The sequence below is a fragment of the Pseudomonas turukhanskensis genome (genome assembly GCF_027922365.1).
GTDB classification, from domain to species: Bacteria; Pseudomonadota; Gammaproteobacteria; order Pseudomonadales; family Pseudomonadaceae; genus Aquipseudomonas; species Aquipseudomonas turukhanskensis.
Genome location: NZ_BSFN01000002.1, coordinates 41,400 through 67,935 on the forward strand (window position 1 = coordinate 41,400; position 26,536 = coordinate 67,935).

Consider the following 26,536-nt stretch of genomic DNA (forward strand, 5'->3'; position numbering starts at 1 on the left):
CGATCTGACCGATATCGCAACGGTGCGCCAAGCGCACCCTACGGGCGTCCGGTCAGAAAACTGCGTAATTAGCCGAGCTATTGCGAGGTATTCGCTTCAAATGCGCGCTGCAAGGGGCTAGGCTGCAAAGCGTTCGCGCATTGGCTGCCCGTTCTGATGCGCTAGAGCCAGCCACAGGGAGTGAGCCGCGATGGGTGTCTGCTACGCGACGTCAACAGGCCTAAAAACAAGAATCTGCCGATGACCGATCTTTCCAGCTCGCAAGGTTTGGCCTTTCCCACTATCCCTGCCGCCGAGGGGCGTTTTTTCCGTCCTCCGCTGCCGGCGGGCTATATCACCCGCCCGCGTTTGTGCGAGCGCCTGGTTGCCGGGTTATCGGGCCGTCTGTTGTTGTTTACCGCCCCCGCCGGCTTTGGCAAAAGCTCCCTGGCTATCGAGTTTTGCGAGCGCTTGCCCAACCAGTGGCAGAGCTTGTGGCTGGGCCTTAGCCAAATGGACAGCGACCCGGGCCGCTTTCTCGAACGCCTGGTAGTGGGCCTGCAACGCTGCTTTCCCGGCCTGGGCGAGGAGGCCCTGGGCCTGCTCAAGTTGCGTCAACGCCACCAACCCTTTGCCTTTGAAGAGTGGCTGGACGGCCTGCTGGATGAGTTGACCCATCGCCTGGAACCCGCATCGCCACTGTTGCTGGTGCTGGATGATTACCACCTGGCCCAGGGCCCGGTGCTTGATCGGTGTCTGCAGTTTTTTCTCAATCATTTACCCGCCGGCATGCTGCTTCTGGTGACGAGCCGGCAGCGGCCTAACTGGCACCTGGCGCGTTTGCGTCTGTCGCGGCAGTTGCTGGAGTTGCAGGAACAGGATTTGCGCCTTACCGACGGCGAGTCCAGCCAGTTGCTGCAAAGCCAGGGCGTCAACCTGCAGGGCGAGGCGCTGGATAACCTGCTACAACGCAGCGAAGGCTGGGTGGCCGGGCTGCGCCTGTGGATGCTGGCCGCCAGCGAAGCCGGCGACGCGCCGAACTGGGGGCATTCGCTGGACGGTGCCGATGGCCTGATCCGCGATTACTTGCTGGAAGAAGTGATCGAAAGCCAGAGCGCCGAGGTGCAGGAGTTTCTTTATGAAACGGCCTTTCTTGAGCGCTTCTGTGTCGAGTTGTGCGACGCGGTACGCGACAGCCATGACAGCGCCACCATTCTTCAGCATTTGCAGGCCCATCAGGTGTTTCTGGTGCCCTTGGATGAGCACGGCCGCTGGTTCCGTTATCACCACCTGTTTTCCGATTTGCTGCGCGCGCGCTTGCCGGTTTCGCTGAGCCAGCCGGCGGCCAAATTGCACTTGCGCGCCTGTCGCTGGTTCAGTGGCCAGGGCCTGCTGGACGAGGCCATCGAGCAGGCGTTGCGCGCGGGCCAGCCCGATGTGGCGGCCAGCCTGGTGCAGAACCTGTCGGAAGAACAGCTGCTCGGCGAGCAGAACGTGGCCATGTTGCTGCGCTGGAAAATGGATTTGCCCGAAAGCCTGCTCGGCAGCTCTCCACGCTTGATTGTGTTGTACGCCTGGGCCCTGGCCCTGGCCTGCCAACTGGATGCGGCCGAAGAATTGGCCAGCCAGTTGGCGCGGTTTTTACCGGCGCCCAATGCCCGGGCGCAGCGCTCGATGATCGGCCAGTGGCTGGCCTTGAGCGGGGTGATCGCCCGCGGGCGAGGCGATAGCGCACTGGCTGAGACCTATTGCAGCGAAGCCTTGTCGGCCTTGCCTCAGGAGCGTTGCGGGCAGAGGCTGATGTGCCTGTCGACGCTGGCTAACCTGGCCATTGTGCGTAACGACTTGTGGCGCGCGCGTGGGCTCAACCGTGATGCGTTGGAGTTGGCGCAGCGCTATGGCAATCCGCTGTTTGAAGCGTTGGCCTATTACGACCGCGCGCGGGTATTGCAGGCGCGTGGCGAAGTGTTGCGCGCCCAGGAAGAGGTGCGCCATGGCCTGGAATGCTTGCACGGTTTGTCGTCGCAGCGGCTCTACGCCGTACGGGCGCGGCTGACGTTGTACGACGGTTACCTGCTCACCCTGCGCATGCAGCCCGAAGCCGGACGGGCGCGGTTGCTGGCGGGCATTACCGAGGCCCGGGCCTGCCGCGATACCAGCGTGCTGATCGGTCATTGCGTGCTGGCGACTATCGAGGGGCGCAGCGGGCGTTTCAACGAAGCCTTTGCCCAACTCGCCGAAGCTGAACGCCTGATGCATATCTGGGACGTGCCGGCCATCTATTACCTGGCGATGATCACGCTGGTGAAGTGCGAGCTGTGGCTGCTGCGCGGGCAAACCGAATTGGCTGGTGATTGGCTTTATCGTCTGGCCAGCACCTACAGCGGCGAGCAGGCCGCTGCCGCCCCGGAGTACAACCCGCAACTGCCGTTGCACATCGAAATGCAGCAGGCGGTGCTGGAGCGTTTGCTCGGCAAGGTGCCGGATGCCGAGCGCCGCTTGCGCTCGCTCATTGCGCGGGCCCAGGGCGTAGGCGGGCAGTTGATGGGCGGCTTTGCCCAGGTGCATTTAACCTTGCTGCTGCTCGATCAGGGCCGTGAACGCGAGGCGCAACATCAGCTATTCAGCAGCTTGGAGGCGGCTATTGGCGGTGGGTTGTTGCCCTTTACCGAGCTGCTGCAAAAACGCCCGCAGTGGTTGCGCGAACAAATGCAGGCGCGCCCTGCATGCCCGCTGCGCGAACGGCTGCTTAGTTTGCTGCCAGAGCTGGATGAGGAGCCGATTGAAGTCATCGAAGGCGGCGTTCACACCGAGGCCCTGAGTACCCGCGAACTGGCGGTGCTCAAGTTGATTGCGCAGGGGTGCTCCAATCAGGAAATCAGCGAGCAGCTGTTTATCTCCCTGCACACCGTTAAAACCCATGCGCGGCATATCAACAGCAAGTTGGGCGTCGAGCGGCGCACCCAGGCCGTGGCCAGAGCCAAGGCCTTAGGCGTACTCCGTTAGGCGCTTGTAGGGTGTGCTACGCGCACCAAGCGATTGATGGCCGATCGCAACGGTGCGCGGAGCACACCCTACGGGGCCGACAGGTCCAACTTCTTGGCTGCCGGTTTTTCTGCCGCGGGCATCGCCAGCTGCTTTTCCACATCCGCCTGAATCGCCACCAACACCGGCAGCAGTTCATTCATGCTGGCGCGCACTTCGCTGTAGGGGTGTTTTTGCGTCAGCTCTTGGATCCGCGCCAGCACCTGCGGCCGGACCTCGGCGTTGAGGTGTACGAATAGCTCGGGCAGTTGTTTGCTCAGTTCGGCGGCGTACAGGGCCAGGTCTTCACGGCCGAATTGTTTGGTCAAACCCAGGTAATCCAGAGCGCTGGAGGTGAGCATGGCGGCCGCTTCCTTGGTGTCTTGCAGGCCTTGCAGGCGCACGGGGTTGCTTTGCTCGGGCTGCGAAAGGGTCATCCAGAATTCGGTGGTGAGGGTGAACAGCACGGCTTGCTGGCGCAGTGAGTAGGTCATCAGGCCCAAGGCTTCGGCGCCGTAGGGTTGCTGGGCGGCGTGGAAATCGAAATACAGGCGCATCAGCTCCTTGAGCTGGAACAGCAACTCGCGGGCCTCGTTTTGCCGCAGTTCCAGGGGCGCATAGATATTGAGCTGCGGGCGAAAATTTTCTTCGCTGACCATGCGTTGGTAGATCGGCCCGGTGAACTCGCCGCTGCGCCGGGGCAGGGCATTGGCCTGGGTGCTGTCGACCTTCTGCAAAGCCTCCACCAACTGGTGGTAATCGCGGCTACTCCAGGGTTTCTGGATGTCGGGAATTTTCTGCCCCAGATAAAACAGGTCGGCGGCCGGCACCGTACGCGCAACAACCAACAAAAGGATGGCCAGCGGCCACAGCAGGCAGCGTGTTAGCTTCATTGGCAGGGGCGTTCCGGCAGAATTTTTATAAGAGTGGGTGCAAGAGTATCCAGCCCGGCGAGCGCCGTCACCCAGCAGAGGTTGGGTCGTTCAAGGAGAACCCGATGGAAGCGGAAAAGGCCGTACAGGGCGCGGTGTTGGCGGTGTTCGAAGACCTCGGCGGTTACGGGGCGGTGGCGCGTCAGCAGGGCGATGTGGCCGATGGGCCATTGGTGGGGCACTTGCAGCGCATCAATATCCAGCTCACCGCCATCCCGGTGTTTGCCCGCAAAGGCTTGAACGAGACTACGGTCAACGACCTGCTCGCCGCCGCCGCTGTGTCGCGCCGTACCTTCTACAAATACTTCGGTAACAAGATGGATGTGCTCGAAGGCATCTACCAGACCGCCGTGGTGTTACTGCTGGCGCGCTTTCGCGACATGCAGCACGGCGCCGGCAGCCCGCAGGAGTGGCTGCGCAATATGGTGGGGTGCTTTTTCGACTATCACTCGGCGGTAGGACCGATCATCCGCTTGATGCAGGAAGAGGCATTACGGGCGGACTCGCCGTTGGCCCGTCATCGTCAGCGTGCCCATGTGGAAATGACCGCGCTGCTGGTGGAGCGTCTGGAGCACGACGGCAACCGCCGCGACCCGCTGACCTATCGCGCCTTGATCTGGGCGCTGGAAACCAGCTCGCTGGAGCTACTCGGGCGTACCGCCACGCGGGTAGAAATCGAACATGCCAAGGCGGTGTTGAGCGACTTGCTGATTGCCGCGCTGTGCCCCGTCACAACCTAGGTTGGGCGCAGGGGGCTGGCCTGCATGTTCTGATGGCCGAACCCATAACAAGATTGTCGAGGTTCCCGCATGACTGCTTCCAGCCTGACGCTGACGCCACCTCTGGCCGTCGGCTTTGCCCGTCTGGGTTTCGGCGCGTTGCCACTTGAGCGCCTTAAAGCGCGCTACGCCAGTGCCGACAGCGGCTCGCGGTTTATCGAGCTGGACGGCTTCAACGTGCACTACCGCGACGAAGGCACGCGGGATAAACCGGCGCTGGTGCTGATTCATGGCGTGGTGGCTTCCCTGCACACCTGGGACGGCTGGATCGGCGCCTTTGCCGAGCACTACCGCATTATCCGTTTCGATGTCCCAGGCTTCGGCCTCACTGGCCCAGCGCGCGATGGCCAGTACAACGCCGAGCGCATGGTGAAAATCTTCGGCCTGTTGCTTGACCACCTGGGCGTGAACAAGGCGGTGGTGGCGGGCAACTCGCTGGGCGGTTACATCGCCTGGAATTTCGCCCTGGAGCAGCCGCAACGGGTGGAGAAACTGATACTGATCGACCCAGCCGGGTACCACATGCAAAAGGTGCCGCTGATGATTGCTGCCGCTGCGCTGCCGGGCGCCACCTGGGCCATGCCGATGTGGATGCCGCGCGCCTTGATTGCCCAGGGCATCAAGGAAGTGTACGGCGAGCCGGGGCGGATCAAACCCGGCGTGGTAGACCGCTATTACGACCTCAGCCGCCGCCCCGGCAACCGACGGGCGATGATGGATATTTTCCGTGTGCTGCTCAACGTAAACCGTGAAGAACTGCACGGCACGCCGGCGCGCGTGGCGCAGATCACCACACCGACGCTGCTGATGTGGGGCGAGCGCGACCGCTGGATTTCGCCCAAGCATGTGCCGTTGTGGCAGCGTGATTTACCGGGGATTCAGGTGAAAACGTATCCGGGGGTTGGGCATATTCCGATGGAGGAGATTCCCGAGCAGAGTGCGGCGGATGCGTTGCGGTTTCTTCAGGGGTGAGAGCATTCAGGACGGGAATTAGCGCTTGCAGGTTGCCCTCACCCCCAGCCCCTCTCCCGCACGCGGGAGAGGGGAGCTAAGTCGCGGACTAGCGGCGTACATCCGTCGGCCCCCTCTCCTGTGGGAGAGGGTTGCAGGCGCCGCCGCTCCAACAAAAAATGGCCCCGAAGGGCCATTTTCATCTCACATGCATCACGCCGTCTGCGCCAACGGCGCATCAAACTCATCCCGCGTGCTGTGCAGCAAATCAATGTTGTTGTGCTGCCACGGATGAAAACCATCCTTGAAAAAATCCAGGTAGGTTTTGATCAGCGGGCGGAACACGCCGTTCTTGCCCCACATCCAGGTGATGCCGTCACGCCACACGCGCCAGTTCCACAGCAGGCCGTCCTGCTTGAGCATATGGGTCAGGCCGCGAAAGGTGTCGAACACAAAGAAGAACGTACCCATCATCATTGCCCGGCGCAGCAGTTTGCGGCTGCCACACACCTGGTTGTACACGTCGAAGGCCACCGCTTTGTGCTCGGTTTCTTCAAGGGCGTGCCAGCGCCACAGGCGGATGAGTTCAGGGTGCGCGCCTTCCAGGTGACGCGGCTCGCGTAGCAGCCCGTCAGCCATGATCGCGGTGATATGTTCCAGTGCCGCCGTGGCAGCCAACTGGCGCTGCGGCGAAAACTTTTTCTGCGTATAGCGAATACGGGCCTGGGCGCGTTTTTCGATGCGGGTGATGTTGTACCCCAGCTCACGCAGGCGGTTGCTGTATTCCAGGTGCTCGCGGCTGTGGTGACCTTCCTGGCCGATAAAGCCGCGGATCTGCTCCTTCAGCGCCGGGTCGGTGATCTGGTCGCGGAAGTGGCGCACCGAGTCGATAAAGAAGCGCTCGCCATCGGGAAACAACACCGACATGGCATCGAACAAGTGAGTCTTGAAGGCATCGCCGCTGTGCCAATGGCGGGGCAGTGGATTGGGCAGATCGAAATCCAGATGGCGTGGGCGAATCTGCAGTCCTTCGGGTGTGGTGCTGACCATGCTGACTCCCTGAGTCGTTGCTTAACCATGGTTGTCACTATGGGCGGGACGGGCAAGCGCGCACAGGTTGATAGCTGCCAATGTGGCAGTCATTTATGGCCATCACGGCCGCCGCCGGTATATTTCCAAACCTTTAGGAGTGGTGCGGCGGCTATGCACGCCTGACTATCCATGGGCCGCACGTCATTTGTGGCCATGCGGGCCTAAAACAACAACAACAACAACAACAACGATGAAGCTTAGTCACGATGAAGCAGTCCATGAATTTCGCTGCCGAGCTGGTACCCATTGCCTACGCCAGCGCCTTGATCGACCTGGCTGCCGAGCTGGGCGTGGCGCGCGAAGACCTGCTGCAGGCCGCTCGGATAAAACCCCAGGTGCTGGAAAGCCCCAATGGCCGGCTGTCATTTATCGACTTCAACCTGCTCGCCAGTGCCGCGCTGACCCTATGCGACGAACCGGCCCTGGGGTTGCTGCTGGGCCAGCGTCTGAACGTGTCCACCCACGGCATTCTGGGTTACGCCGTGCTCTCCAGCGCCACTCTCGACAAAGCCATTCAATTCGCCCTCAAGTACTACCGCGTGCTGGGTTTGGCGTATGAACTGGAACGACGCGAAGACGGCGAACGCTCGGAACTGCGCGCCAGCGAATCGATGCCGTTGGGTGCGCTTGGCCGCTTTGCCGCGGAAGGCTTGATGTGCAGCCTGCACAGCATTGCGCAGTTCTTACTCGGCGAAAAAATGCACGGCATAGAAGTGGGCTTCGCCTACCCGGCGCCGCTCTATGCCGAGCGCTACCAAGAGGTATTCGGCCCGCGCGTGCTGTTCGACCAGCCGTACCACCGCATCAGCATTCCCCAACACTACCTGCAACGCCCCATGGCCCTGGCCAACCCGGCGACGGTGCAGATGTGCGAGCAGCAATGCGAAGCGCTGCTGGCCAGCCTGGACGTACAAGACGCCTTGCTCACCCGCGTGCGCCGCTTGCTGCTAGCGCGCCCCGGCGACTTTCCGGACCTCAGTAGCGCCGCCAAGGCGCTGCACACCAGCGGGCGCAGCTTGCGTCGGCATTTGTCAGCCATGGGCACCAGTTATCAGCAGGTGCTGGACGACGTGCGCAAACGGCTGGCGCTGCAATACCTGAACACCACGCAGCTGCCGCTGTATGAGATCGCGTATTTGCTGGGGTTTAGCGATGCGTCGAATTTTCGCCGGGCGTTCAAGAAGTGGACGGGAAAGTTGCCGAGTGATTATCGGGAGGAGGAGTAACTTGCGGTCCAGTCACCAGCGCCAAAGCCGCCGCCAAAACTGCTGCTGATGTGCCAACTGCTTAGCCTGCCGCAGACACCTGGCGCATAAAAGGTTGGGGCGGTGGCGTTTAACGTTTTGCCATTTTTATAGGGAATGGCGGTACAGGGGTGAAACCCGGCCCTGGCCGGCCCCCCCTCAACCTTTGACAAAGGGTTTCAACCAGCCGTTAGCTGCTGAGTGTCGCAGGGAGAACCACAGCCACAGGCGCGCGCGCCACCGCAGCGGCAGTTGCCGGTCCAACGCGATAGCGTTGAAGTAAAACCACACTGCACTGCGATTGGTGGCGGGTACTGCGCCCAGGGCCGGCGGCAATGCATCGGTGGGCGGCGCCAGGCCCTGAAGTGCCGCGACGACACGGCCAGCAGCCTCACGCCGGTTGTCTGCCAGTTGAATGAATGCCGGGTCATCCTGGAACCGCCCACGTTTGCTGTAGGTGGCGTCGTAGCTGGCCTTGCCGGTTCGGTAGTGCAGGTGCTCGAAGATCACGTCTGGCAGATAGACGATGCGCTCGAAGCCGGCTTGCTGTACGCGCTTGAAAATATCGAACAGGTGTACGTCGATAAAGGCTCCTGCATAGGTTTCTGGGTAAGGGTCGACCAGAAGCTCGCAGGTGCTGCGCGCCAGTATCGGAAACGTGGCCAAGCCGCGCTTTTTCAGCAGGTCGTTGCCATAGGCGAGGTAAATGCGGTCGGCATAGCGGTCGTGCAGGTTGCGTAGTGCTTGGTCCCAGCCTGGGGTGCCCATCACCATGTCGTCGTTGACCAGTACCACTATTTCGCCACGGCAGGCGCGGTAGCACGCGGTGTTGTAGGCGCCCATCGATCGGTTGGGGCCAATGATGCGCACGGTGTGCAACGCACCTCCGTCCAGTTGGTGGCTGCCGGGGTCGTCTTCGTCGACGTAAAGAATGACTTCGATGGCCGCCAGGTGCTCGGCGGTTTTTACCACGCTGGCGAAAAAACGCTCGGCTAATTCCGGGCGGCCACGTGTCGGCAGTAGCAGGGAGATAAGCGCCGGGTTTGCTGTGGCTGTGGAAGGGGCGGGATTAACGTCCATCGGTGAACTCCTGAGGCTGCTCAGCCGGCAATAAAGGCACCTGATCGGTCATCTGCCAGCCTATGAACATGTCATGGGGAAAAGGCCATTGGCGTGCGAAGGCCTGCGCCATGGCCTGGTAGTTGGCGTGCATGCGCCCATACAGCGGCACGGCGTTGGCAATGTGGTGGCGCAACTGCTCCAGCCAGTCCTGCGCACTCAGGTCTAACTGCAAACAGCAAGAGGCAATTTGTGAGGTGTCTGCCGTGCCGAGCGACACCGTCACGCGGCCAACCCGCAGGGCAGGAATAACGCGCATCAGCGACAGCCATGGCCAATCCACACGCTGGGGAATGTTGAGCACCAGGCGCGCCGAGCGATTGAGGGTGTCGCGCTGCTCATGCGGCAGAAATTGCCCTGGGCAGGCGAGCGCAAATCCTTCGAGGCGCAGCAACTCCAGGATCTCGCCCCGGTACTGGGTGACCACGCCGGTGAAGAGTAAATCTTGGTCGATGTGCTGCGTGGTGCCGGGCTCGAACGCAAGGTTTGGAAAGTTGATGGTGCGTACCGCTACGCCTGGCACTAGACGATGGATGTTCAGCAGCTCGGGAAGGTCACCTAACACCAGAAAACTGCAGATATAAGGCAGGCATTCGAACAGGTGGCGAATACGTGCCACCTGAGTGGCCGGATGCATATAGTCGTTGTTGCTCCACAGCGGTTCGCCGTGGATACGAATCTGCTCGTCGACGAAGTCGAGGTGCTCGGTCATCACCACTGCAACGCGCTTTCCATGCGCCTTGCAGAAGGCCATCAACGTGTCGCGCGAGCGCTCGGAGAAGTTCTCGATGACGATGTTCAGCCGCTCGGCACGGGGCTGGTTGCCAACGCTGACGCTATAGCCTTGTTGCTGCAGTGCCAGCGTCAGGAAGTCGACCTGATCGCTGATGCCGAAATAGGCATGATTGAACACCCAGATATGGATACCCGGCTTGCAGTCAAGGCGCTCCATGCGTGCCACCCTGCTTTTTGCTGCGCGCGGCATTCAGGCGCTGGTGCAGGCGCCGGTAACGCCGTAACCAGTTGGCGCAATAGCTGTGTAAACGCGGAAACCCCAGCAACAGGTGCGACAGCGCCGCAACCAGCAAGGACTGCCTGGCGGTGGCGCTCGCTGGCAGATAGATGCCCTGTAGATCGACGAGGTTATGGGCAAATACCAACGGCTGGGTGTCGGCCTGGGTGTAAGGCGAAAGCAGCGACCATTGTGGCGCGACCGCATCGTTACGGTTTTCAGCCATCACGTAGTAACCGCCCAGGGACCATACGCTGCGCTGGCCGGTGTTGATCTGCAGCTGCGCCTGGGCATTGCCATCAAAGGCCCGACATAGCGCCGCGTCGGTCAGAACGCAGCGCCGCAGCGGGCCGGTAGCCGCAGAGTGTGCAGGCAGCCGGGCTTCCCTATAGCGTTGATGTATGTGGCTCCATACCGAGGCGGCCGATGCCCCGGCGCCCGGTTCGGTTGCGGCCCACTCTTGGGCCGCCGCTTGCTTGGCGCTGTACACCGACTCGGTCAGTAGCCTAGGAATCTGTTGGCTCAGCTGGATAACGATCTGCTCGTCATCGTGTGCGCTGCGCGCCGGCCACAACCAAGGCGCCGATTGCCGCTCACTACCTACGGCCAAGCCCAGGTGGTTGTTTTGCAACAGCGTGGCACTGCCCTCGACGGCAGCGATCAAGGGAACGCAACCTCTGCGCAATCCCCGCAGGATATCGGACGTGCACAGCACATCAGCTGGTTGCACAAACAGGTGCGAATTCGCCATCAACGCATCGAGTTCAGAGCGCGAGGCCCTTATCCAGATGAGGCTCCGGCCCGTCTGCTGTGCCACTGCTTGGCTGTCTACACCCGCCGCCTCCAGCGCCTGGGCGCTGGGTCGCTCGCAGGCCATGGTGAGAATGCCTGGCTGGCCAGCGGTGCACAGTGCTTGCCAGGCACGCAGCACGCGGTGGCCTCCGCAGGTGAAGAAATCTGCGTCGTGGTTTTCGCTAACGGTAAAGAGCAACCGGGGGCAGGAGAGCGGTGGTTTTACGGGGTGCGGTTGAGCATCGATCTGCTTCCACTCGGGCAGGGGCAATGGCAGGTGGACCAGACGCGATGAGATAGCGCGGTGATCGACAAATTCCTCCAGTGCCAGGAGGGTTTCGGGCCGATGGGAGGAAACGCCCAGGCACCAAGGATGACTCAGCACCTCTTGGTAATGCTGGCGAATAACCCTCAGGTGCTCTTCAGCCGCGACACCAGTGTGAAGCCAGGGCGAAAAAAGTGAGCGCAGCGACTCGATATGCAACCAGAAAGGGCGGGTCATGCTGGGCAAAGGCACCGAGTGAAAAAACTCGATATCGCCGGGTAGCAGCCGGGTTAGCAGCTGTTCTTCAGCCGTCAGCGTATTCAACGGGCCACCTGCTTGCGGTACGCGCGGGCGAGATAATTCGGCCAGCAGCCGTTTCCGTGTGCGTGCACACGTCTTCAGCTGTTGCTGCACGGCTGGGTGATCCCACGCGTTGATCGTGATGCCTGCGCATGCTGGGTCGACTAACCCCTTGTACAGCGAGTCGCAGCCGCCCCAGGCTATGTAGTAGGGCAGGTTCCAGGGAAGGGCCACGGCAAATTTGGGCAGTACACGCTTACAGAATTTCATGCTGAACTTGCAGGTCGGCGATCCCGGTTATACCTGGGGTGTCGGCAAACCGAAGGGTCAGCACGGAGCGTCTGACGTCGAGAAAAAGGTCGTCCTGAGCGGTTATCTGGTTGCAGCCCAGATCGAGAAAATAATCCGCTCCGATCAGGCCCGCGCAAAAGGAAAACCGCACTTGACGGTGTTCGCCAGCTTGCGCTGACAGCAGCAGTGCCTGGCGCATCAGGAGGTTGGTGCCAAATACATAAGTGCCGTCGAGCGTGACGATGGCAAAGCCCGCCGACACGCCCGCGAGTGTTTCGTTGAAGCGCATCGATAACAGCAACTCCACCCGCTGGCCTGTGCGGATGGGCGACGACAATGGCCTACCATCGACGCTTATCGAGATATCGATGATTTGTACCGTGCCATTGCCTAGGCGGGTTTCATGGTTGTTGTAGAACGGCTGGCGGCAAACCTGATCGGCATTTTCCAGCGCCGAAATGCCGCGCGGCGCCAGGGCGACCGGCGCGGCATTATCGGGCTCGGCCTGCGGCGCGCCGCCTGCCAGCAAGTGCTGGTAGTGATTGACCGCCGCGACAATGGGGCCGTCAAAACTTACCCGGCCCTGTTCAATTACCACGCCGCGCTGACACAAGCGCAGAACGGTATCCGCGCTGTGCGACACGAACAGAATGGTTTTGCCTTGGTCGACAAGCTCGCGAATGCGCTGAAAACAGCGGTGCTGAAAGCGGGCATCGCCCACACTCAGCGCTTCGTCCAGAATCAGAATTTCCGGGTCCACATGAATAGCGGCGGCAAACGCCACGCGCACAAACATTCCCGATGAATAGGTTTTTACCGGTTGATCGAAATGCTCGCCAATTTCTGCAAATCGCTCGATGTCGGCCATTCGCGCGTGCATCTCGGCACGGCTGAAACCCATGATGGAGCCGTTGAGAATCACGTTCTCACGTCCGGTGAACTCCGGGTTGAAACCCGCGCCCAACTCCAACAACGCCGAAATCTTGCCCTTTACGACCACTGCGCCGCGGGTCGCCTGCATGATCTGACAGATAATTTGCAGCAACGTGGATTTGCCCGATCCGTTGCGGCCTAGCACCGCAATGATTTCGCCCTTACTCACTTCCAGCGAAACATCGTGCAGCGCCCAGAACGCTTTGTGGTAGCGCTTGCGCAGCGGGTGCAGGCTTTCGAAAAGTCGCTCGCGGGCAGACGAGAACAGTTTGAATTTCTTCGCCACCCGGTGAACGGTAATAACGGTATCGGTCGACATGGCGATTAAAGGGCGTCCGCAAATTCCGGTTTCAACCGGTGAAAAATTAAACAGCCAAGCCCGAGCAGCAATAAATTGCCGGCCCAAAACACCAGGGTCTGGTCCAGGGGTGGCCAAGTCACGGTCTGGGCGATCAAGGTGTCTCGATAGCCGTTGACGATGTAGAACATCGGGTTGTAAACCAGCCAGCTGGCAATGGAGGGCGGCATGATTTCGGCGGACCAGACAATCGGTGTGCTCCAGAACCACAGGTTGAGGACAATGGTCAGCGCCTGGCCGATATCTCGATAGAAAACCTGCAGCGCGGCCAACAGCCAGCCCAAGCCGAGCAACAGCACGCCCATGCACAGCAGGAAGTAGAGAAACAGCAAGCGTTCGGCCAGCAGCGGCACGTGGAAAAACAGCATTAGCGCGGTAAGCACTGCGAGAAAAAAAACATGGGGAATCAAGCCGGACACCAGGTGCACCAGCGGCAGAATTTCGGTGGGAAATATGGTTTTTTTTACCAGGTGGCTGTTGCGTGTCACCGAGAAGGTAATAGCCTGCAAGGCGTCGCTGAAAAAAAACCACGGCACTAGACCTGCTACGAACCACAAAATAAAGGGCGTGTCGGCGGGCCCCTGAGAACGGAAACCGACGGCGAATACCAAGTAAAAAACCACCACTACTGCCAGAGGGTGCGCCAGCGCCCAGAGTAGGCCCCCCAGCGTTCCCACATAGCGGGCTTGCAGGTCGCGCATGGCCAGGGCCAGCACCAACGCCCGATGGCGACTGACGGTGCGCAAGAGTTGGCCTGTCGTAAACTTACCGGGCAAACCAAAGCTCCTTGCCGACCCAGGGCCGCAGCTCTTTAGACATTGCCGTAGGCACTGTTCTTGATCATGGTGAAACCCTTGATCAGCTCTTGGATGCCGTCATCCAACGACATGCTCGGACGGTAGCCTGTAGCTTCGAGCTTGGCGTTGGAGACCACGTAGTTACGCTGGTCCTGGTCTTTGCCCACGGGTGCTTCAAGGAACACAAAGTCGGGGATTTGCGCTTGGATGCGCTCGCACAGTTCGCGCTTGGAGATATTGGCGTCCGACAGGCCCACGTTGTAGATCTGCCCACTCATGCTGGAAAAATTTGCCAGGCCATGCAGGAACACGCGAGCGACATCGCGCACATGGATGTAGTTGCGTTTGAACGAGCTTTCGAACAGCACGACGAAACGGTCGTGAACGGCGCGGTAGACAAAGTCGTTGACCAAGAGGTCGGTGCGCATGCGCGGTGACATGCCGAACACCGTGGCCAGGCGTAAGCTGATGACATTTTCGCGCTGCATAAGCATGTATTCGACTTTGACCTTTTCCTTGGCGTACTGGGAAATTGGCCGTAACGGCGATTGCTCACTGCAGAAGTTGTTGGCGTCACCGGTGCCATAGGCGCTGTTGGTCGTCGGCATCAACACCCGCTGTTCGGGTGACAGCAGCCCGAGCATCAAGGCGATGGCGTCGTGGTTGACGCTGGAGGCGCCTATGGGGTCGGCATTGCACATCGGCGCGCCTACCAGGGCGGCAAGCGGAATGATCACATCGGCCTTGGCCAGCAGTGGTTTCATAACACTGGCCAGACGAATATCACCTTTTACAACGGTGAAATTTGGCGCATGGCAGACATGGTTCAGGCTGGCTTGCTTGAACAGAAAATTATCCAGCACCGTGACGTGATGGCCGGCTTGCAACAGGCTGGGCACCAGGGTGGAACCCAGGTAGCCGGCGCCGCCGGTGACGAGAATGTTGTGGCCCATCAGTTGTACCTTTTCAATTGACGGTTATGGGAAAGGGAGCAGAAGTTGTTTGGCTTTCGCGTAATCCTCAGGCACACCGATATCGATGAACGTGCCTTGGGCGACAAAGCCGGCGAGCGTCGTGCTGCTGTCTAGTAAGGCAGGCAACAACTCGTCTTCCAGCGACAGGGCTTGTTCCGTGTGCGAGGGAAACTTGGCCAAACTGGTGGTGCGCACCCAATACACACCGCCGTTGGCCAGGTAGCCTTCCGAGCTTTTGCGCGAGGCAAGGGCAACGATGCGCTCCTGTGTATTGAGCGTGACGCCCATATAGCGATCGGCTTGCCCGGCGCGAAACAGCGCCAGACTCCAGTCTGCGGCGTGGGTGCGGGAAAAATGGTCCAGGGCCGGTAGGTCGACGGCGAAAAAGGTGTCGCCATTGAGCACTAAAAAAGCGTCTTCATCGTTCAGCTGGCGTGCCGCCAGCAGCAAGCCGCCGCCTGTTCCCAGGCGCTCGGGCTCGATGGCGTAGCTGAGCCGAGCGAGCCGATAGCGGCTACCGAAGTGCTCGGTGATGGCCAAATGTTGGTAACCCACCGACAGGATAAAGCGCCGGATGCCTTGATCTATCCAGTAATCCATCAGCCACTCCAGAAAGGGCCGTCCGTGAATGAGCGCCATGGGTTTTGGGCGGTCTGCTACTACGCTGCGCAGGCGCGTGCCCAGCCCGCCGGCGAGGATGATCGCGGTGGTGATAGTCATACGTCAGAGGTCATTGAGGACGTGGCAGAGTTCGTCGATTTCCTCGACGTGCAGATCCGGGAAATTGCCGATATAAAAGCCGTAGAAATGAATGTGCTCGGTCTGTGGAAACTGTTGGTGGTAGTTCGCTGGCACGACGTTCTTCAGATACGGCTGGCGCAGCTGATTGCCGCCACCGGCACTGCCCCGGCGAAACTCGATGCCGGCGGCTTTCATGCGCGCCATAAGTCGTTCTGCCAGGGCGTCATCGGCCTGGCGCAAAATCAGGTTGAATGCGTAGTTGCTGGAGCCTTGCAGCTTGAAGTCGGTGCGGTAGAGCTGTGGGTCTATGCGGCTGAGAAAATGCAGCAGGTTTTCAGTGCGCCGCTCGACATTGGCGTTCAGCCGCTTGAGTTGCATGCGCCCCAAAATTCCGCCGATTTCCGTGTTGCGTGTGTTGAATGCCGGGAAGGCGAAGATGAAATCCGGGTTCAGTTGTGGGTATTGGGCCTGGTAGTCGGCGCGAAATCGAGGGTCATCCGCTTCGCGCACCATGCCGTGGGAACGCAACATTCGCGCTTGCTGATACACCAGTGGGTCGTTGGTGCAGATCATTCCACCTTCGATGGTGCTCATGTGGTGGGCGTAGTAAAACGAAAAATTGGAGATCCAGCCCAGGCTGCCTAGCCGTCGCCCATCATGTTCGGCGCCATGGGACTCGCAAACATCTTCGATCAGGGCAATGCCGCGTCGCTCCAGCTCGCTCATCACCTCATCGTCGATGCCGTCAAAGCCCTGCACATGGGTAAGAAAAACAGCGCGGGTGCGCTCGTTCAGCTTGCTGAGGATATCCGCCGAGGCCATGCCGAGGGTGCGTGGGTCGGTGTCAGTGAAGACCGGGGTAAAACCGTTTTGCAGCACACTGGCGATATCGGATACCCAGGTCAACGACGGCACTATCACTTCGCCGCCCTCGGGGTAGCGCAGCTTGAGTACTGCCATTGTCAGCAGGTTTGCCGAAGCACCAGAATTGACGAAGACGCTGTACTTCACCCCTAGCCACTGCGACCACTCTTTCTCGAAAGCGCGCACGTGTTCCCCGTGAGTCAACTTTGGGTCGTCCTGACGCAGATGCTCGATAACCGCATCGAGGTCCTCACGTAGCAGGTTGTTGCGCATTAGCGGGTATTTCATGGTCGGGGAAGCTCCATTACGCGGGCGATTGGACAATCAAGATGGAAGGGCTGGACAAAAGCGCTGGATTTTTTCGATGACGGTATGCAGCCCAATGCCCACTTGTTCGTGCAGCGTCTGGCGATCCCCCAGTTCGAAGCGGTAGTGCGGGGCTACGCCGATATTCAGGAATGGTGCGGTAACGGCATGCCGGGACAGTAGATTGAACAGCAGGGAATCCAGGCCGCCACAGCCTTGAAACCCCTCTTCCAGGGAGACGATGCGTCGGGCTGTCCGCAGGTGTTCGAGCAGCGCATTGGTGTCAAAGTGGGTGAGGTCGAACAGATCGATGACACTCAAGTTCAAGCCGAGCTTGGCCAAGTGGGCTGCTGCCTTGAGCGCGGTGTGGGTCATAAAGCCGGTGGCGACTAGGCACAGCTCATGGCTGTTGCCGTGCACTTTGAAACCGTCGTTGAGGTTGTGCAGTTCAGGCTCGTAAAGCGGTCGGACGACCTGTGCATCCAGGCGCAGGTACTTGATTCCCGGCCGTGTCAGACACGCCCTGGCCAAGAGTTCAGCGGTGATCTGATCTGCCGGCGAAAAGACCTGCATGTTTGGCAGGCTGCGCATCAGCGTAAGGTCTTCGTAACACTGATGGGTCGGCCCGGAAACAACGTAGCTGTAGCCCGCACCGACGCCTATCAGGCTGACATTCATGGGGCGAACCGACGAGAGCAGGGCAAGATTCACGCGGATCTGCTCAAAGCAGCGCATGGTGATAAAGGGGGCGATGGCATAGGCAAAAACTTTGAATCCTTCAAGGGCCAGGCCAGCGGACACGTTGATCAGATTTTGTTCTGCGATACCTACGTTGATAAAGCGCTGGGGATAGCGCTCACGAATCAAGTCCAGCACGGGCGAGCCGAAATCAGCCGTAACGAAGAACACATCGCCATCTTCCATGGCCGTGAGAATTGCTGCGAGCAGCGTGTCGCGCATTGCCCGGCGGGCCTTCAGCGGTTCTGGCAGCGCCTTCATCGTTTTGCCTCCAGCAATTGCGCCAGCACGTTTGGCGCGATTGGTGTCACATGGCTCAACGGCGCGTTTTCCAGGCCCGGTACCCCATTGCCTTTGCGGGTATTGAATATGACGGCTTGCGGCACGCCGTTGTTTGCGCGCTGGCTCGTAGCCAAGGCCTGGGCGATGCACTCACAGGAGTGGCCCTGGTCCACTACCTGAACCTGCCAGCCAAAAGCCGTAAGTTTGGCGCGTAGATCGCGGTGTGAAACGATGCTGTCGGTAGCGCCGAGCATGCAGATTTGGTTGTTGTCGACCAGCACGATGAGGTTATCCAACTGGTGCTGGGCGGCGAACATAAACGCCTCCCAATTGGCGCCTTCATGCAGCTCACCGTCTCCACAAACCACGTATACCTTCTGATCCATCGCACGTCGTTTGAGTGCCAATGCCATGCCGGCCCCTACGCCGATGCCATGGCCCAATGAGCCATTGATGGTCTCGTATCCGGGAATTACCGGGTCGGGAATGGCGCCCAGAAAACTACCCTCAAGGCATACACGCTCAAGTTCGGACGCCGGGAAATAACCCAGGTCCGCGAGAATCGGATACATGCACAGCGAACCATGTCCTTTGCTGATAATGCAGCGGTCACGCTCGTGCCATCGGGGATCGGCCGGGTTCTGGCGCAGGAAACCGCCGTAGTACAAGGTGACGAATATTTCGACCGGTGATAGCGACGACGCTACCCGAGTTTCTGGCGCGCGCTGGTGGATTCTCAAGGTCTCTTGCCACACCCAATCAGCTTTTTCCCGCAGCCGCTCGGCCAGCGCCGGATCGTATTCATGCATGGCGACTCTCCAGAAATGACGCATAGGTTTGGCCGATGCCGGCTTGCAGGGAGGTGGTCGGGCGCCAGCCAAGAATGTGCATACGCGAGCTATCAAGTAGCTTGCGCGGGGCGCCATCGGGTTTGCGGGTGTTCCAGGCGGTTGCGCCGCGATAACCCACAACCTGAGCGATCAGTTGGGCCAGCTCGCGAATGTGCAGGTCCTGGCCGCCCCCGATGTTGATGGGTAATTCGGTGGCACAAAGGTCGGCGGTAAGGAGTACATGGCCGGCGGCGGCCAGATCATCCGCATAGAGGAACTCACGTCGCGGGTTTCCGCTGCCCCACAGCGTGGTGACTGGTACGCCATTCTTCCGCGCGAAATGAAAGCGATTGATCAGCGCTGCCAGTACATGCCCAGATTCCGGGTCGAAGTTGTCGTTAGGCCCGTAGACGCTATTGGGTATCAACGGAATAAAGCGTTGCTCGCCGTACTGCTGGTTATAGGCCAGGCACATTTGCACACCGGCCAGTTTCGCCATGGCGTACGCCATGCTGGTTATTTCCGGCTTGCCACTTAACAGGGCCTGCTCTGCCATGGGTTGCGGACAGTCGCGGGGGTACATGCACGAAGAGCCAAAGAACAATAGGCGCTGAACCGCATAAAGATGTGCGTTCTGGATGACGTTGGTCTGAATTTCCAGGTTGCGGGTGATGAGGTCGGCAGGGCTGTTTACGTTTTCGACGATTCCGGCCACCTTCCCAGCCGCGAGAATGACGCCATCGGGACGTTGCTCGGCGAAAAACGCAGCCACTGCAGCTTTGTCCGTGAGCTCCAGTTCCTGGTGGCTACGCAAGATCAATTGGCCAAAGCCGGCAGCAGTAAAGTGCCGAACAAACGCCGAGCCGATCATGCCGGTATGGCCGGCTATAAATAGCCGCGAATGCTTGGTAAGAGGCTTGGCCATATTCAGAACCCGTTGGGCTGGTAAAGGACCACACGGCTTCCGGAGTTTTCGAACTGGAAGGGCACATGGATTAGATCTTTAAGGCTTTCGAGAACACGGGCTTGCAGTTGCGGTTCGACGAAAAAAAGCATGAAACCGCCGCCACCGGCGCCTAGCAGTTTTCCGCCGATGGCTCCCGCTGCTCGGGCGGTTTCGTAGATGTGGTCCAGGGCAGGGTTGCTGATCCGCTTTGACAGACTCTTTTTCAGGCACCAGCCTTCGTGCAGCAAGGTGCCGAAATCACCGAGGGAGCCAGTTGCCTGAAGAATCGATAACGCCTCGTTGGCCATCTGCATCATCTGACTGAGTTCGCTATGGCGCGCTGAAATGTTCTGTATTTGGCTTTGGGCGATTTCTGAGGCAATGCGTGAGAAACCGGTAAAAAACAACATGAGATGGCTTTGCAGTTCCTTCGAACGAGCCTCGGGCAAAATGATGGGAGTCACACTGAATTCGCCACTGCAATGAAAGGCGATTTGATTGAAGCCGCCGTACGCAGCGGCGATCTGATCCTGGGAGCCAACACTCTCCTTGATAAGGTTCTGCTCAATGTGGATGGCTTGCCTGGCGAGAGCGTCTTGCGAGATCTGCGAACCACCCAGTGCGTTGAGGGCGTGCAATAAACCGACGGTGAACGATGAACTGGAACCCAGCCCCGAGCGCGCTGGCAAATCACCGTCGTGATGGATTTCCAGGCCCCGATCACAATCCATATAACGCAACACTTCACGGACCGATGGGTGCTGGATCTCGCTCGGGTGGGTGACGTTCTCGATGACCGAATAAACGATGCGATGTTTATGGTCAAAAAACGGCGGTAAATGGCGACAGTTGATGTAGCAGTATTTGTCGATGGAGGTGGAAATCACCATGCCACCTTCCTGGCGAAACCAGTCGGGATAATCGGTGCCTCCGCCAAAGAACGAAATGCGATACGGCGTGCGGGTCACAATCATCGGTCAGTCCCCCAACAGCTTGCGCTGCAGTTTTATGCGGGTCATCGCTTCGATGTTGTGGCGCTGGGTTACACCGAATTTTCGCTCCACCAGATTCAGGTATGCAGGATTGGTGAAGTAGCGTTGCCAGGCCTCATCACGAAACCTCAACACCTGTTGTGCCGACAGATACTTGGTAGGTAGTGGCGCGCATTCGTAGGACAGGAACCCGTAACCCTCATAGCTGGACGGTAGGGCCCAGCCTTGTGCGCGGGCGATGCGATGCATGGGGCTGCCGGGAAGTGCCTGGCAGGGGTACATGTTGGTCATTTCGCAATTGAGTTCGAGCGCCAGCTCGAGGGTTTGCTGCATGGTGTGCAGCGTGTCTTCGGGAAAGCCGAAGATAAAGTTGCTGATGACGTTTATTCCGCTATCGCGAATGTTGTCGCAGACATTGCGGATGTTGACCTCTTTGAACGTGCCTTTGGATACCTCCTGGCGAACTGTCTGGTTGCCCGCCTCAACGCCCAGTGCCAGCCAATTGACCCCGGCGCTTTTGAACAGCGCCAATGCGTCGCGGCGAACGGTGTCGACACGCGAATAGGTCCACATATTGAAGTTGAAGTTGCGCTCGATGACTTGCTCAAGAATCGGCTTGTAGAACTTCTGGTTCAGAAAGAACATCTCGTCGCTGATACGCAGCGTGCGCACACCGAGCTTGGCCAGCTTTTCCATTTCCCGCATAACCCATGCAGGGCTCCAGAAACGCATGCCGCGGAAGCTGGCGGCGTCGACGTGCTCGCCGTTGTCCGTGCGGTTAACGATATTGATCATGCAAAAGTTGCAGCCGAAGTTGCAGCCCAGGGAGGTGTAGATGGCAGCAAATGGTGTGCGGTTGGCGTGGTCGAATCCGGCGTGCCAGAAGTGAGCGCGATAGAGGTCGAGCGGTTTTTGTTTATAAGGCAGCAGGTCCCAGGCGTAGCCGGGCATGTCGATGTCCATGCGTGCCTGAGGCACCAGACGCTCGGGTGGATTAAGCGTGGCGTTGGCAACGTCCAGCGGCCCGGACTGCTTGTAACCGATGCCTTTGATTGACGGCAGGTCGTTGTGCAGGTCGCTATGCAGCAGGGTATGCAGTGCGTAGACCCCCTCGTTCAATAGCACCAGATCAACGCAAGGTAATGCCAGAACTTCACGCGGCAGGGCACTCACGTGGGAGCCTACAAAGCACACTTTGAATAACGGTGATTGCTCTTTGAGGGCGGTGGCCAGCGTCACGGCGCCAGCCATGCTGGTGGTGCCGGAGTTGGGGTTTTGCCCGTACATCACGAAAACCACAAGGCGCGCCTGATGGGCTTCTATGCGCAGAACCGCTTGTTCCAATGTCAGTCTTTCGGCGTCGCAATCAAGAATTGCCACACTGAAACCCTGGCTTCGGCACGACTCTGCCAAGAGCAACGACCATGTAGGTGGTTCGATAGCCGAGTAGAGGTTGGCCAGCCCCTGGTAGGATTTTGCGGAAGAGTCAGGTGTAACGAACAACACGTCCATGGCGCTAGTTTCCTTTGACGTTTCGACCAGTGCCGGAACGTAGCGGAGTAACCGCGGTTGTAGACGGCGCGAGGTGATGCCATCTGTTGCTGGCTGTGGCGTATGTAACGGTGGTTCGCAAGTGACTGCGGTTCATCACGCAACTCCATCTGGGGAAAGCGTTAACCAAGGGGAGGGTTTTGGCTGTGAAGGGGGCGATCAAGGCGGTTCACTTTTGATGCACGATTTGTGGTCGGCATTGTTCCATCAATGCCGCGGCCTGCGAGGGGGTGCAGGCTGGACAGAGCCTGTGCGAAAAGTTTGAATGGTTTGTGGGGCGGGTTTTGGTTGGTAGGATCTAAGGCCCGTGCCCTGCGGCTAAGCCCTCAAAAAGCTCGCTGCCTGAATACCAAGAGACTGTTTATGCAAGCCATGACGAGCGCCCTTATCCGCGAAACCTTCCCTGTCGGCCCGTTGCAGTGCAACTGCACGATCATCGGCGACCCGGTGACCAAGAAAGCGATTGTCGTGGACCCGGGTGGCAACCCCGATCTGATCATGTCGCGCCTCGATGCCCATGGGCTGAAGGTGGTGAGCATCATCCATACCCATGCGCACCTGGATCATTTCCTCGCTTCCGGGCAAATGAAGGAAAAGACCGGCGCCACGCTTCATTTGCATGAAGAGGATGCGTTTCTCTGGGACAACCTCGAAGAGCAGTGCCGCCTGTTTCGCGTGCCCTATACGCCGGTGCCGGCGCCGGATCAGTGGCTGCGCGATGACGAGGAGTTGGCCTGCGGGTGCGGTGTGGCGCTGCACACGCCTGGGCATACGCCAGGCTCGATGAGCTTCTGGTTTCCCGAAGCCAAGCTGCTGATTGCCGGCGACACGCTGTTTCGCCGCGGTATTGGCCGCACCGATTTGTGGGGCGGCGATTACCCGACCATTGAGCGCTCGATCAAGCAGCGTCTGTACAGTCTGGACGAAGACGCGACGGTGGTGACCGGCCATGGTCCCGACACCCGCCTGGGCGATGAAATGCGCGAAAACCCCTACATTCGCGCCTAACACCCTTTCTCCCTAGACAAGCCTGCGCCTTCGAGTGCGGGCTTTGCCGTTGATCCTGAAACGTAAAAACCTCACTTGCATGATGCTAGTGACAAGTTATATGGTGACTATAATTTAAATCGAAACGCCCTCCGGTGAAGTGATGAAACGCACCAGTCTGCAAACTCGGCAGTGCCCTGTAGCCCGCAGCCTTGAGCGGGTAGGCGATCAGTGGAGCGTCTTGTTGCTGCGCGATGCCTTCTACGGGCTGACGCGTTTCGACGAATTTCAGAAGAGCCTGGCTATTGCGCCGAACATGCTGACTCGCCGGCTTACCCAGATGGTGGAAGACGGGCTGTTCGAGCGCCGCCAGTACAGCGAAAAACCACCGCGTTTCGAGTACGTGTTAACGCCACGCGGTTGGGACTTTCGCCCGGTGATGCTGACCCTGATGAACTGGGGTAATCGCCATTTCGCCCCCGAAGGCACCATTGTTTATCTCGCCGAAACAGCCAGCGGTGCGGCGGTGCAATTGCAATTGATTGACGCCAATAGCGGCCAGCCCATCAGCGGCCAGCACGCCATTACTGCCGGCCCTGCCGCCAACGACCGTATGCGCCAGCGCCTGGAGGCCAGTCGTTTGCGCCGTGAACAGAACCTTCGTCAGTTTCCCGTACAGGACCACCAGCCATGAACAGCGTGACCACCGCCGAACTGTCCAGCGCCACGCTGCACCCGGTAAAGCCTAAACGCAGCCTGGCCAAGCGCCTGCTGCTGCCCGCCATTGGCATCGGCGCGCTGGTGGCCCTGGGTTTTTATGGCAATCACTGGTGGACGGCGGGGCGTTTTATCGAGGAGACCGACGATGCCTATGTGGGCGGCGACGTTACGGTGATCGGGCCCAAGGTCGGTGGCTATATTGCAGAGCTGCTGGTGACCGACAACCAACTCGTTCACGCCGGCGACCTGCTCGCCCGTATCGACGACCGCGACTACCGCGTTGCGCTGCTGAAAACCGAAGGGGCGGTGGCTGCCGAGCAAGCGCTGCTGGCCAATCTGGACGCCACCGCACAGCTGCAACACGCCCTGATTGCTCAGGCCCGCGCGAGCATCGATGCCACCCAGGCAGAAATGACGCGCGCCCAGGCCGATCACCTGCGCTACCAGCGCCTGGTGAAAACCTCGGCGGTGTCAGTGGAAAGTGCGCAGCGTGCCGAAGCCACCTTCAGAACCGCGTTGGCTGATCACGCCCGCGCCCAGGCCACGCTGCTCGCGACCCAGCGTCAACTCGACGTCATCGCCACCCAGAAACAACAAGCCCGTGCCGCGCTCACCCAAGCCGAGGCCGATCATCAAACTGCCCAACTCAACCTCAGCTACACCGAGCTGCGCGCGCCGGTGGATGGCGTAATCGGCAACCGCAAGGCGCGGGTCGGCGCCTATGCCGCAGCCGGCGCGCAATTGCTGGTGGTGGTGCCGGCACGCGGGTTGTGGGTAGACGCCAATTTCAAGGAAGACCAACTGGCCGACATGCTTCCCGGTCAGGCCGTGAGCATTCGCGCTGACGTGTTGCCGGGGCGCGAATTCCACGGTCATCTGGGCAGCCTGGCACCGGCCACCGGTGCGCAATTCAGTGTGTTGCCGGCGGAAAACGCCACCGGCAACTTCACCAAGATCGTGCAGCGAGTGCCGGTGCGTATTCACCTGGATGACGTAGACGGCGTACTCGGCCAGTTGCGCCCTGGCTTGTCGGTCATCGTCGAGGTGGATACCCACAGCAAAACCCTCGATGCCACTGCCCAGGCGAATGCGCTGTGAGCACCGCGGTCGCGCCGTTCAATCCAGCATCCATGAGTACGCTGCAAAAGACGTTGGCCTTTGCCAGCATGTGCGTCGGCATGTTTATCGCACTGTTGGATATTCAGATTGTTTCGGCATCCCTGCGCGATATCGGCGGCGGACTGTCGGCCGGCGCAGATGAAACCGCGTGGGTGCAAACCAGCTACCTGATCGCCGAAATTATCGTGATTCCGCTGTCTGGCTGGCTGTCGCGGGTAATGTCTACGCGCTGGTTGTTCTGCGCCTCGGCGGTGGGCTTTACCCTGGCCAGCCTGCTGTGCGGCGCGGCGTGGAATATCCAGAGCATGATTGTCTTTCGGGCCCTGCAAGGTTTTCTCGGCGGCTCGATGATTCCGCTGGTGTTCACCAGCGTATTTTTGTTTTTCGACGGCAAGCAGCGGGTGCTGGCGGCGTCCACCATCGGCGCGTTGGCCTCTCTGGCGCCCACCTTGGGCCCCACCATCGGTGGCTGGATCACCGACAACTATTCCTGGCACTGGCTGTTCTTTATCAACCTGATACCGGGCATTTTCGTCGCCGTGGTGGTGCCGATGCTGGTGCGCATCGACGAGCACGATTTCTCCCTTCTGCGTGGCGCCGATTATCTGGGCATCGTGCTGATGACGCTGTTTCTCGGCTGCCTGCAATACACCCTGGAAGAAGGGCCGCGCTGGAACTGGTTTAGCGACAGGACCATTCTCACCACCGCCTGGATCTGCGGCCTCAGCGGTGTGGCCTTTCTCTGGCGCAGCCTGACCTTCGCCAACCCGGTGGTGGACCTGCGCGCGCTCAAAGAACGCAACTTTGCCCTAGGCTGTTTCTTCTCCTTTGTCACCGGTATCGGCCTGTTCGCCACCATCTACCTCACGCCCCTGTTTCTTGGCCATGTGCGCGGCTACAGCGCGTTGCAGATTGGCTTGGCGGTGTTTTCCACCGGGGTGTTCCAGATTCTGGCGATTCCGCTGTATGCCGTCCTGGCGGCGCGCCTGGATATGCGCTGGATCATGATGATCGGCCTGTCACTGTTCGCCATTTCGATGTGGGATTTCAGCGCCATTACCCACGACTGGGGCGCTGGGGAATTGTTGGTGCCGCAGGCACTGCGGGGCATGGCCCAGCAACTCACGGTGCCGCCCACCGTTACCCTGGCGCTCGGCAGCCTGGCGCCAGCGCGGCTCAAGCATGCCTCGGGGTTGTTCAACCTGATGCGCAACCTGGGCGGGGCCATGGGCATTGCCGCCTGCGCCACTATTCTCAACGACCGAACCAACCTGCATTTTCAGCGCCTGGCCGAGCACCTCAATGCTACTAACGAAGCGCTGAACCACTGGCTGGCGCAGGTGGGCGGCAACCTGCAGGCGTTGGGCATGGGTGCCGACGAAGCGGTTACCGGCAGCTTGCAGCAGTTGGCCCGCTTAACCCTGCGCGAGGCGCAGACGCAAACCTATGCCGACGCCTTTCTAAGCATCATGGTCTGCTTTGTGATCGCCACCGCCATGGTGCCGCTGATGCGCAAAATGGCCATGCTGGCAGCGCCGTCGCCGGACGCGCACTGAGCCAGGCCTCAGGGAATTTTCAGCTAACTTTATGCTCCAATAGCGGTCCGCCCAGCGGGGCG

Annotated in this window: 23 protein-coding genes; 8 read left to right on the forward strand and 15 right to left on the reverse strand. The window is 59.8% G+C overall.

Annotated features, from left to right (window positions below; genetic code table 11):
- Window positions 1-240: 240 nt before the first annotated feature.
- Entirely contained in the window at window positions 241-2,985 is a 2,745-nt protein-coding gene (locus tag PKE98_RS03985) for a winged helix-turn-helix domain-containing protein (RefSeq protein ID WP_271193991.1), read from the forward strand.
- A gap of 68 nt (window positions 2,986-3,053) precedes the next feature.
- On the opposite strand, the gene PKE98_RS03990 is transcribed toward PKE98_RS03985, so the two are convergent.
- The gene (locus PKE98_RS03990; RefSeq protein WP_373877806.1) at window positions 3,054-3,896 is read right to left on the reverse strand and encodes a hypothetical protein; all 843 of its coding nucleotides are present in this window, start codon (window positions 3,894-3,896) and stop codon (window positions 3,054-3,056) included.
- A gap of 104 nt (window positions 3,897-4,000) precedes the next feature.
- On the opposite strand from PKE98_RS03990, the gene PKE98_RS03995 reads away from it, so the two are divergent.
- Window positions 4,001-4,675: a TetR/AcrR family transcriptional regulator gene (locus tag PKE98_RS03995; protein WP_271193992.1), complete on the forward strand. Its 675-nt coding sequence runs from the start codon at window positions 4,001-4,003 to the stop codon at window positions 4,673-4,675.
- Window positions 4,676-4,744: 69 nt separating this feature from the next.
- Window positions 4,745-5,686 carry an alpha/beta fold hydrolase gene (locus PKE98_RS04000; protein ID WP_271193993.1) on the forward strand — a complete coding sequence of 314 codons (942 nt, stop codon included), beginning with the start codon at window positions 4,745-4,747 and terminating at the stop codon, window positions 5,684-5,686.
- 192 nt (window positions 5,687-5,878) lie between these two features.
- On the opposite strand, the gene PKE98_RS04005 is transcribed toward PKE98_RS04000, so the two are convergent.
- Window positions 5,879-6,715 (reverse strand): metal-dependent hydrolase, encoded by an 837-nt coding sequence (locus tag PKE98_RS04005; RefSeq protein ID WP_271193994.1) that lies wholly within the window; start codon window positions 6,713-6,715, stop codon window positions 5,879-5,881.
- 248 nt (window positions 6,716-6,963) lie between these two features.
- Here PKE98_RS04005 and PKE98_RS04010 point away from each other — a divergent pair, with 248 nt between their 5' ends.
- Window positions 6,964-7,983 (forward strand): AraC family transcriptional regulator, encoded by a 1,020-nt coding sequence (locus tag PKE98_RS04010; RefSeq protein ID WP_271193995.1) that lies wholly within the window; start codon window positions 6,964-6,966, stop codon window positions 7,981-7,983.
- A 177-nt stretch (window positions 7,984-8,160) separates the two neighbouring features.
- Here the strand turns inward: PKE98_RS04010 and PKE98_RS04015 are convergent, their stop codons facing one another.
- From PKE98_RS04015 to PKE98_RS04075, 13 genes are all read right to left on the reverse strand, one after another.
- A complete protein-coding gene (locus PKE98_RS04015; RefSeq protein WP_271193996.1) occupies window positions 8,161-9,081 on the reverse strand; it encodes a glycosyltransferase family 2 protein in 921 nt (306 codons plus the stop codon).
- Window positions 9,071-10,072, reverse strand: coding sequence for a hypothetical protein (locus tag PKE98_RS04020; protein ID WP_271193997.1), 1,002 nt, complete (start codon window positions 10,070-10,072; stop codon window positions 9,071-9,073). Before PKE98_RS04020 ends, PKE98_RS04015 begins: the two co-directional genes overlap by 11 nt.
- The gene (locus tag PKE98_RS04025) at window positions 10,059-11,513 is read right to left on the reverse strand and encodes a hypothetical protein (RefSeq protein WP_271193998.1); all 1,455 of its coding nucleotides are present in this window, start codon (window positions 11,511-11,513) and stop codon (window positions 10,059-10,061) included. Before PKE98_RS04025 ends, PKE98_RS04020 begins: the two co-directional genes overlap by 14 nt.
- A 232-nt stretch (window positions 11,514-11,745) precedes the next feature.
- Window positions 11,746-13,032, reverse strand: coding sequence for an ABC transporter ATP-binding protein (locus PKE98_RS04030; protein ID WP_271193999.1), 1,287 nt, complete (start codon window positions 13,030-13,032; stop codon window positions 11,746-11,748).
- A 5-nt stretch (window positions 13,033-13,037) separates the two neighbouring features.
- The gene (locus tag PKE98_RS04035; RefSeq protein ID WP_271194000.1) at window positions 13,038-13,847 is read right to left on the reverse strand and encodes an ABC transporter permease; all 810 of its coding nucleotides are present in this window, start codon (window positions 13,845-13,847) and stop codon (window positions 13,038-13,040) included.
- Window positions 13,848-13,882: 35 nt separating this feature from the next.
- Window positions 13,883-14,821: an NAD-dependent epimerase/dehydratase family protein gene (locus PKE98_RS04040; protein WP_271194001.1), complete on the reverse strand. Its 939-nt coding sequence runs from the start codon at window positions 14,819-14,821 to the stop codon at window positions 13,883-13,885.
- A gap of 24 nt (window positions 14,822-14,845) precedes the next feature.
- On the reverse strand, window positions 14,846-15,562 hold the full coding sequence (locus PKE98_RS04045) for a sugar phosphate nucleotidyltransferase (protein WP_271194002.1): 717 nt from the start codon (window positions 15,560-15,562) through the stop codon (window positions 14,846-14,848).
- 3 nt (window positions 15,563-15,565) lie between these two features.
- The gene (locus PKE98_RS04050) at window positions 15,566-16,735 is read right to left on the reverse strand and encodes a DegT/DnrJ/EryC1/StrS family aminotransferase (RefSeq protein WP_271194003.1); all 1,170 of its coding nucleotides are present in this window, start codon (window positions 16,733-16,735) and stop codon (window positions 15,566-15,568) included.
- Window positions 16,736-16,771: 36 nt separating this feature from the next.
- Window positions 16,772-17,752: a transketolase family protein gene (locus PKE98_RS04055; protein ID WP_271194004.1), complete on the reverse strand. Its 981-nt coding sequence runs from the start codon at window positions 17,750-17,752 to the stop codon at window positions 16,772-16,774.
- The gene (locus tag PKE98_RS04060) at window positions 17,749-18,606 is read right to left on the reverse strand and encodes a transketolase (protein WP_271194005.1); all 858 of its coding nucleotides are present in this window, start codon (window positions 18,604-18,606) and stop codon (window positions 17,749-17,751) included. The genes PKE98_RS04055 and PKE98_RS04060 overlap by 4 nt, the downstream gene beginning before the upstream one ends.
- Window positions 18,575-19,528 (reverse strand): GDP-L-fucose synthase family protein, encoded by a 954-nt coding sequence (locus tag PKE98_RS04065; protein WP_271194006.1) that lies wholly within the window; start codon window positions 19,526-19,528, stop codon window positions 18,575-18,577. Before PKE98_RS04065 ends, PKE98_RS04060 begins: the two co-directional genes overlap by 32 nt.
- Window positions 19,529-19,530: 2 nt before the next feature.
- Window positions 19,531-20,523 carry a GHMP family kinase ATP-binding protein gene (locus PKE98_RS04070; RefSeq protein WP_271194007.1) on the reverse strand — a complete coding sequence of 331 codons (993 nt, stop codon included), beginning with the start codon at window positions 20,521-20,523 and terminating at the stop codon, window positions 19,531-19,533.
- 3 nt (window positions 20,524-20,526) lie between these two features.
- Window positions 20,527-22,053: a B12-binding domain-containing radical SAM protein gene (locus PKE98_RS04075; protein ID WP_271194008.1), complete on the reverse strand. Its 1,527-nt coding sequence runs from the start codon at window positions 22,051-22,053 to the stop codon at window positions 20,527-20,529.
- A 411-nt stretch (window positions 22,054-22,464) separates the two neighbouring features.
- On the opposite strand from PKE98_RS04075, the gene PKE98_RS04080 reads away from it, so the two are divergent.
- The 4 genes from PKE98_RS04080 (at window position 22,465) to PKE98_RS04095 (ending at window position 26,474) form a co-directional block, all read left to right on the forward strand.
- Window positions 22,465-23,100, forward strand: coding sequence for an MBL fold metallo-hydrolase (locus PKE98_RS04080; RefSeq protein ID WP_271194417.1), 636 nt, complete (start codon window positions 22,465-22,467; stop codon window positions 23,098-23,100).
- A 142-nt stretch (window positions 23,101-23,242) separates the two neighbouring features.
- Window positions 23,243-23,773: a winged helix-turn-helix transcriptional regulator gene (locus tag PKE98_RS04085; RefSeq protein WP_271194009.1), complete on the forward strand. Its 531-nt coding sequence runs from the start codon at window positions 23,243-23,245 to the stop codon at window positions 23,771-23,773.
- On the forward strand, window positions 23,770-24,897 hold the full coding sequence (locus tag PKE98_RS04090) for an HlyD family secretion protein (protein ID WP_271194010.1): 1,128 nt from the start codon (window positions 23,770-23,772) through the stop codon (window positions 24,895-24,897). Before PKE98_RS04085 ends, PKE98_RS04090 begins: the two co-directional genes overlap by 4 nt.
- Window positions 24,898-24,929: 32 nt before the next feature.
- On the forward strand, window positions 24,930-26,474 hold the full coding sequence (locus PKE98_RS04095; protein ID WP_271194011.1) for a DHA2 family efflux MFS transporter permease subunit: 1,545 nt from the start codon (window positions 24,930-24,932) through the stop codon (window positions 26,472-26,474).
- Window positions 26,475-26,536 lie beyond the last annotated feature (62 nt).

Coding starts and splice junctions, on each gene's coding strand:
- PKE98_RS03985 (WP_271193991.1), top strand. CDS start 241: ATGACCGATCTTTCCAGCTCGCAAGGTTTGGCCTTTCCCACTATCCCT.
- PKE98_RS03990 (WP_373877806.1), bottom strand. CDS start 3,896: ATGAAGCTAACACGCTGCCTGCTGTGGCCGCTGGCCATCCTTTTGTTG.
- PKE98_RS03995 (WP_271193992.1), top strand. CDS start 4,001: ATGGAAGCGGAAAAGGCCGTACAGGGCGCGGTGTTGGCGGTGTTCGAA.
- PKE98_RS04000 (WP_271193993.1), top strand. CDS start 4,745: ATGACTGCTTCCAGCCTGACGCTGACGCCACCTCTGGCCGTCGGCTTT.
- PKE98_RS04005 (WP_271193994.1), bottom strand. CDS start 6,715: ATGGTCAGCACCACACCCGAAGGACTGCAGATTCGCCCACGCCATCTG.
- PKE98_RS04010 (WP_271193995.1), top strand. CDS start 6,964: ATGAAGCAGTCCATGAATTTCGCTGCCGAGCTGGTACCCATTGCCTAC.
- PKE98_RS04015 (WP_271193996.1), bottom strand. CDS start 9,081: ATGGACGTTAATCCCGCCCCTTCCACAGCCACAGCAAACCCGGCGCTT.
- PKE98_RS04020 (WP_271193997.1), bottom strand. CDS start 10,072: ATGGAGCGCCTTGACTGCAAGCCGGGTATCCATATCTGGGTGTTCAAT.
- PKE98_RS04030 (WP_271193999.1), bottom strand. CDS start 13,032: ATGTCGACCGATACCGTTATTACCGTTCACCGGGTGGCGAAGAAATTC.
- PKE98_RS04040 (WP_271194001.1), bottom strand. CDS start 14,821: ATGGGCCACAACATTCTCGTCACCGGCGGCGCCGGCTACCTGGGTTCC.
- PKE98_RS04045 (WP_271194002.1), bottom strand. CDS start 15,562: ATGACTATCACCACCGCGATCATCCTCGCCGGCGGGCTGGGCACGCGC.
- PKE98_RS04050 (WP_271194003.1), bottom strand. CDS start 16,735: ATGAAATACCCGCTAATGCGCAACAACCTGCTACGTGAGGACCTCGAT.
- PKE98_RS04055 (WP_271194004.1), bottom strand. CDS start 17,752: ATGAAGGCGCTGCCAGAACCGCTGAAGGCCCGCCGGGCAATGCGCGAC.
- PKE98_RS04060 (WP_271194005.1), bottom strand. CDS start 18,606: ATGCGTCATTTCTGGAGAGTCGCCATGCATGAATACGATCCGGCGCTG.
- PKE98_RS04065 (WP_271194006.1), bottom strand. CDS start 19,528: ATGGCCAAGCCTCTTACCAAGCATTCGCGGCTATTTATAGCCGGCCAT.
- PKE98_RS04070 (WP_271194007.1), bottom strand. CDS start 20,523: ATGATTGTGACCCGCACGCCGTATCGCATTTCGTTCTTTGGCGGAGGC.
- PKE98_RS04075 (WP_271194008.1), bottom strand. CDS start 22,053: ATGGACGTGTTGTTCGTTACACCTGACTCTTCCGCAAAATCCTACCAG.
- PKE98_RS04080 (WP_271194417.1), top strand. CDS start 22,465: ATGACGAGCGCCCTTATCCGCGAAACCTTCCCTGTCGGCCCGTTGCAG.
- PKE98_RS04085 (WP_271194009.1), top strand. CDS start 23,243: ATGAAACGCACCAGTCTGCAAACTCGGCAGTGCCCTGTAGCCCGCAGC.
- PKE98_RS04090 (WP_271194010.1), top strand. CDS start 23,770: ATGAACAGCGTGACCACCGCCGAACTGTCCAGCGCCACGCTGCACCCG.
- PKE98_RS04095 (WP_271194011.1), top strand. CDS start 24,930: ATGAGTACGCTGCAAAAGACGTTGGCCTTTGCCAGCATGTGCGTCGGC.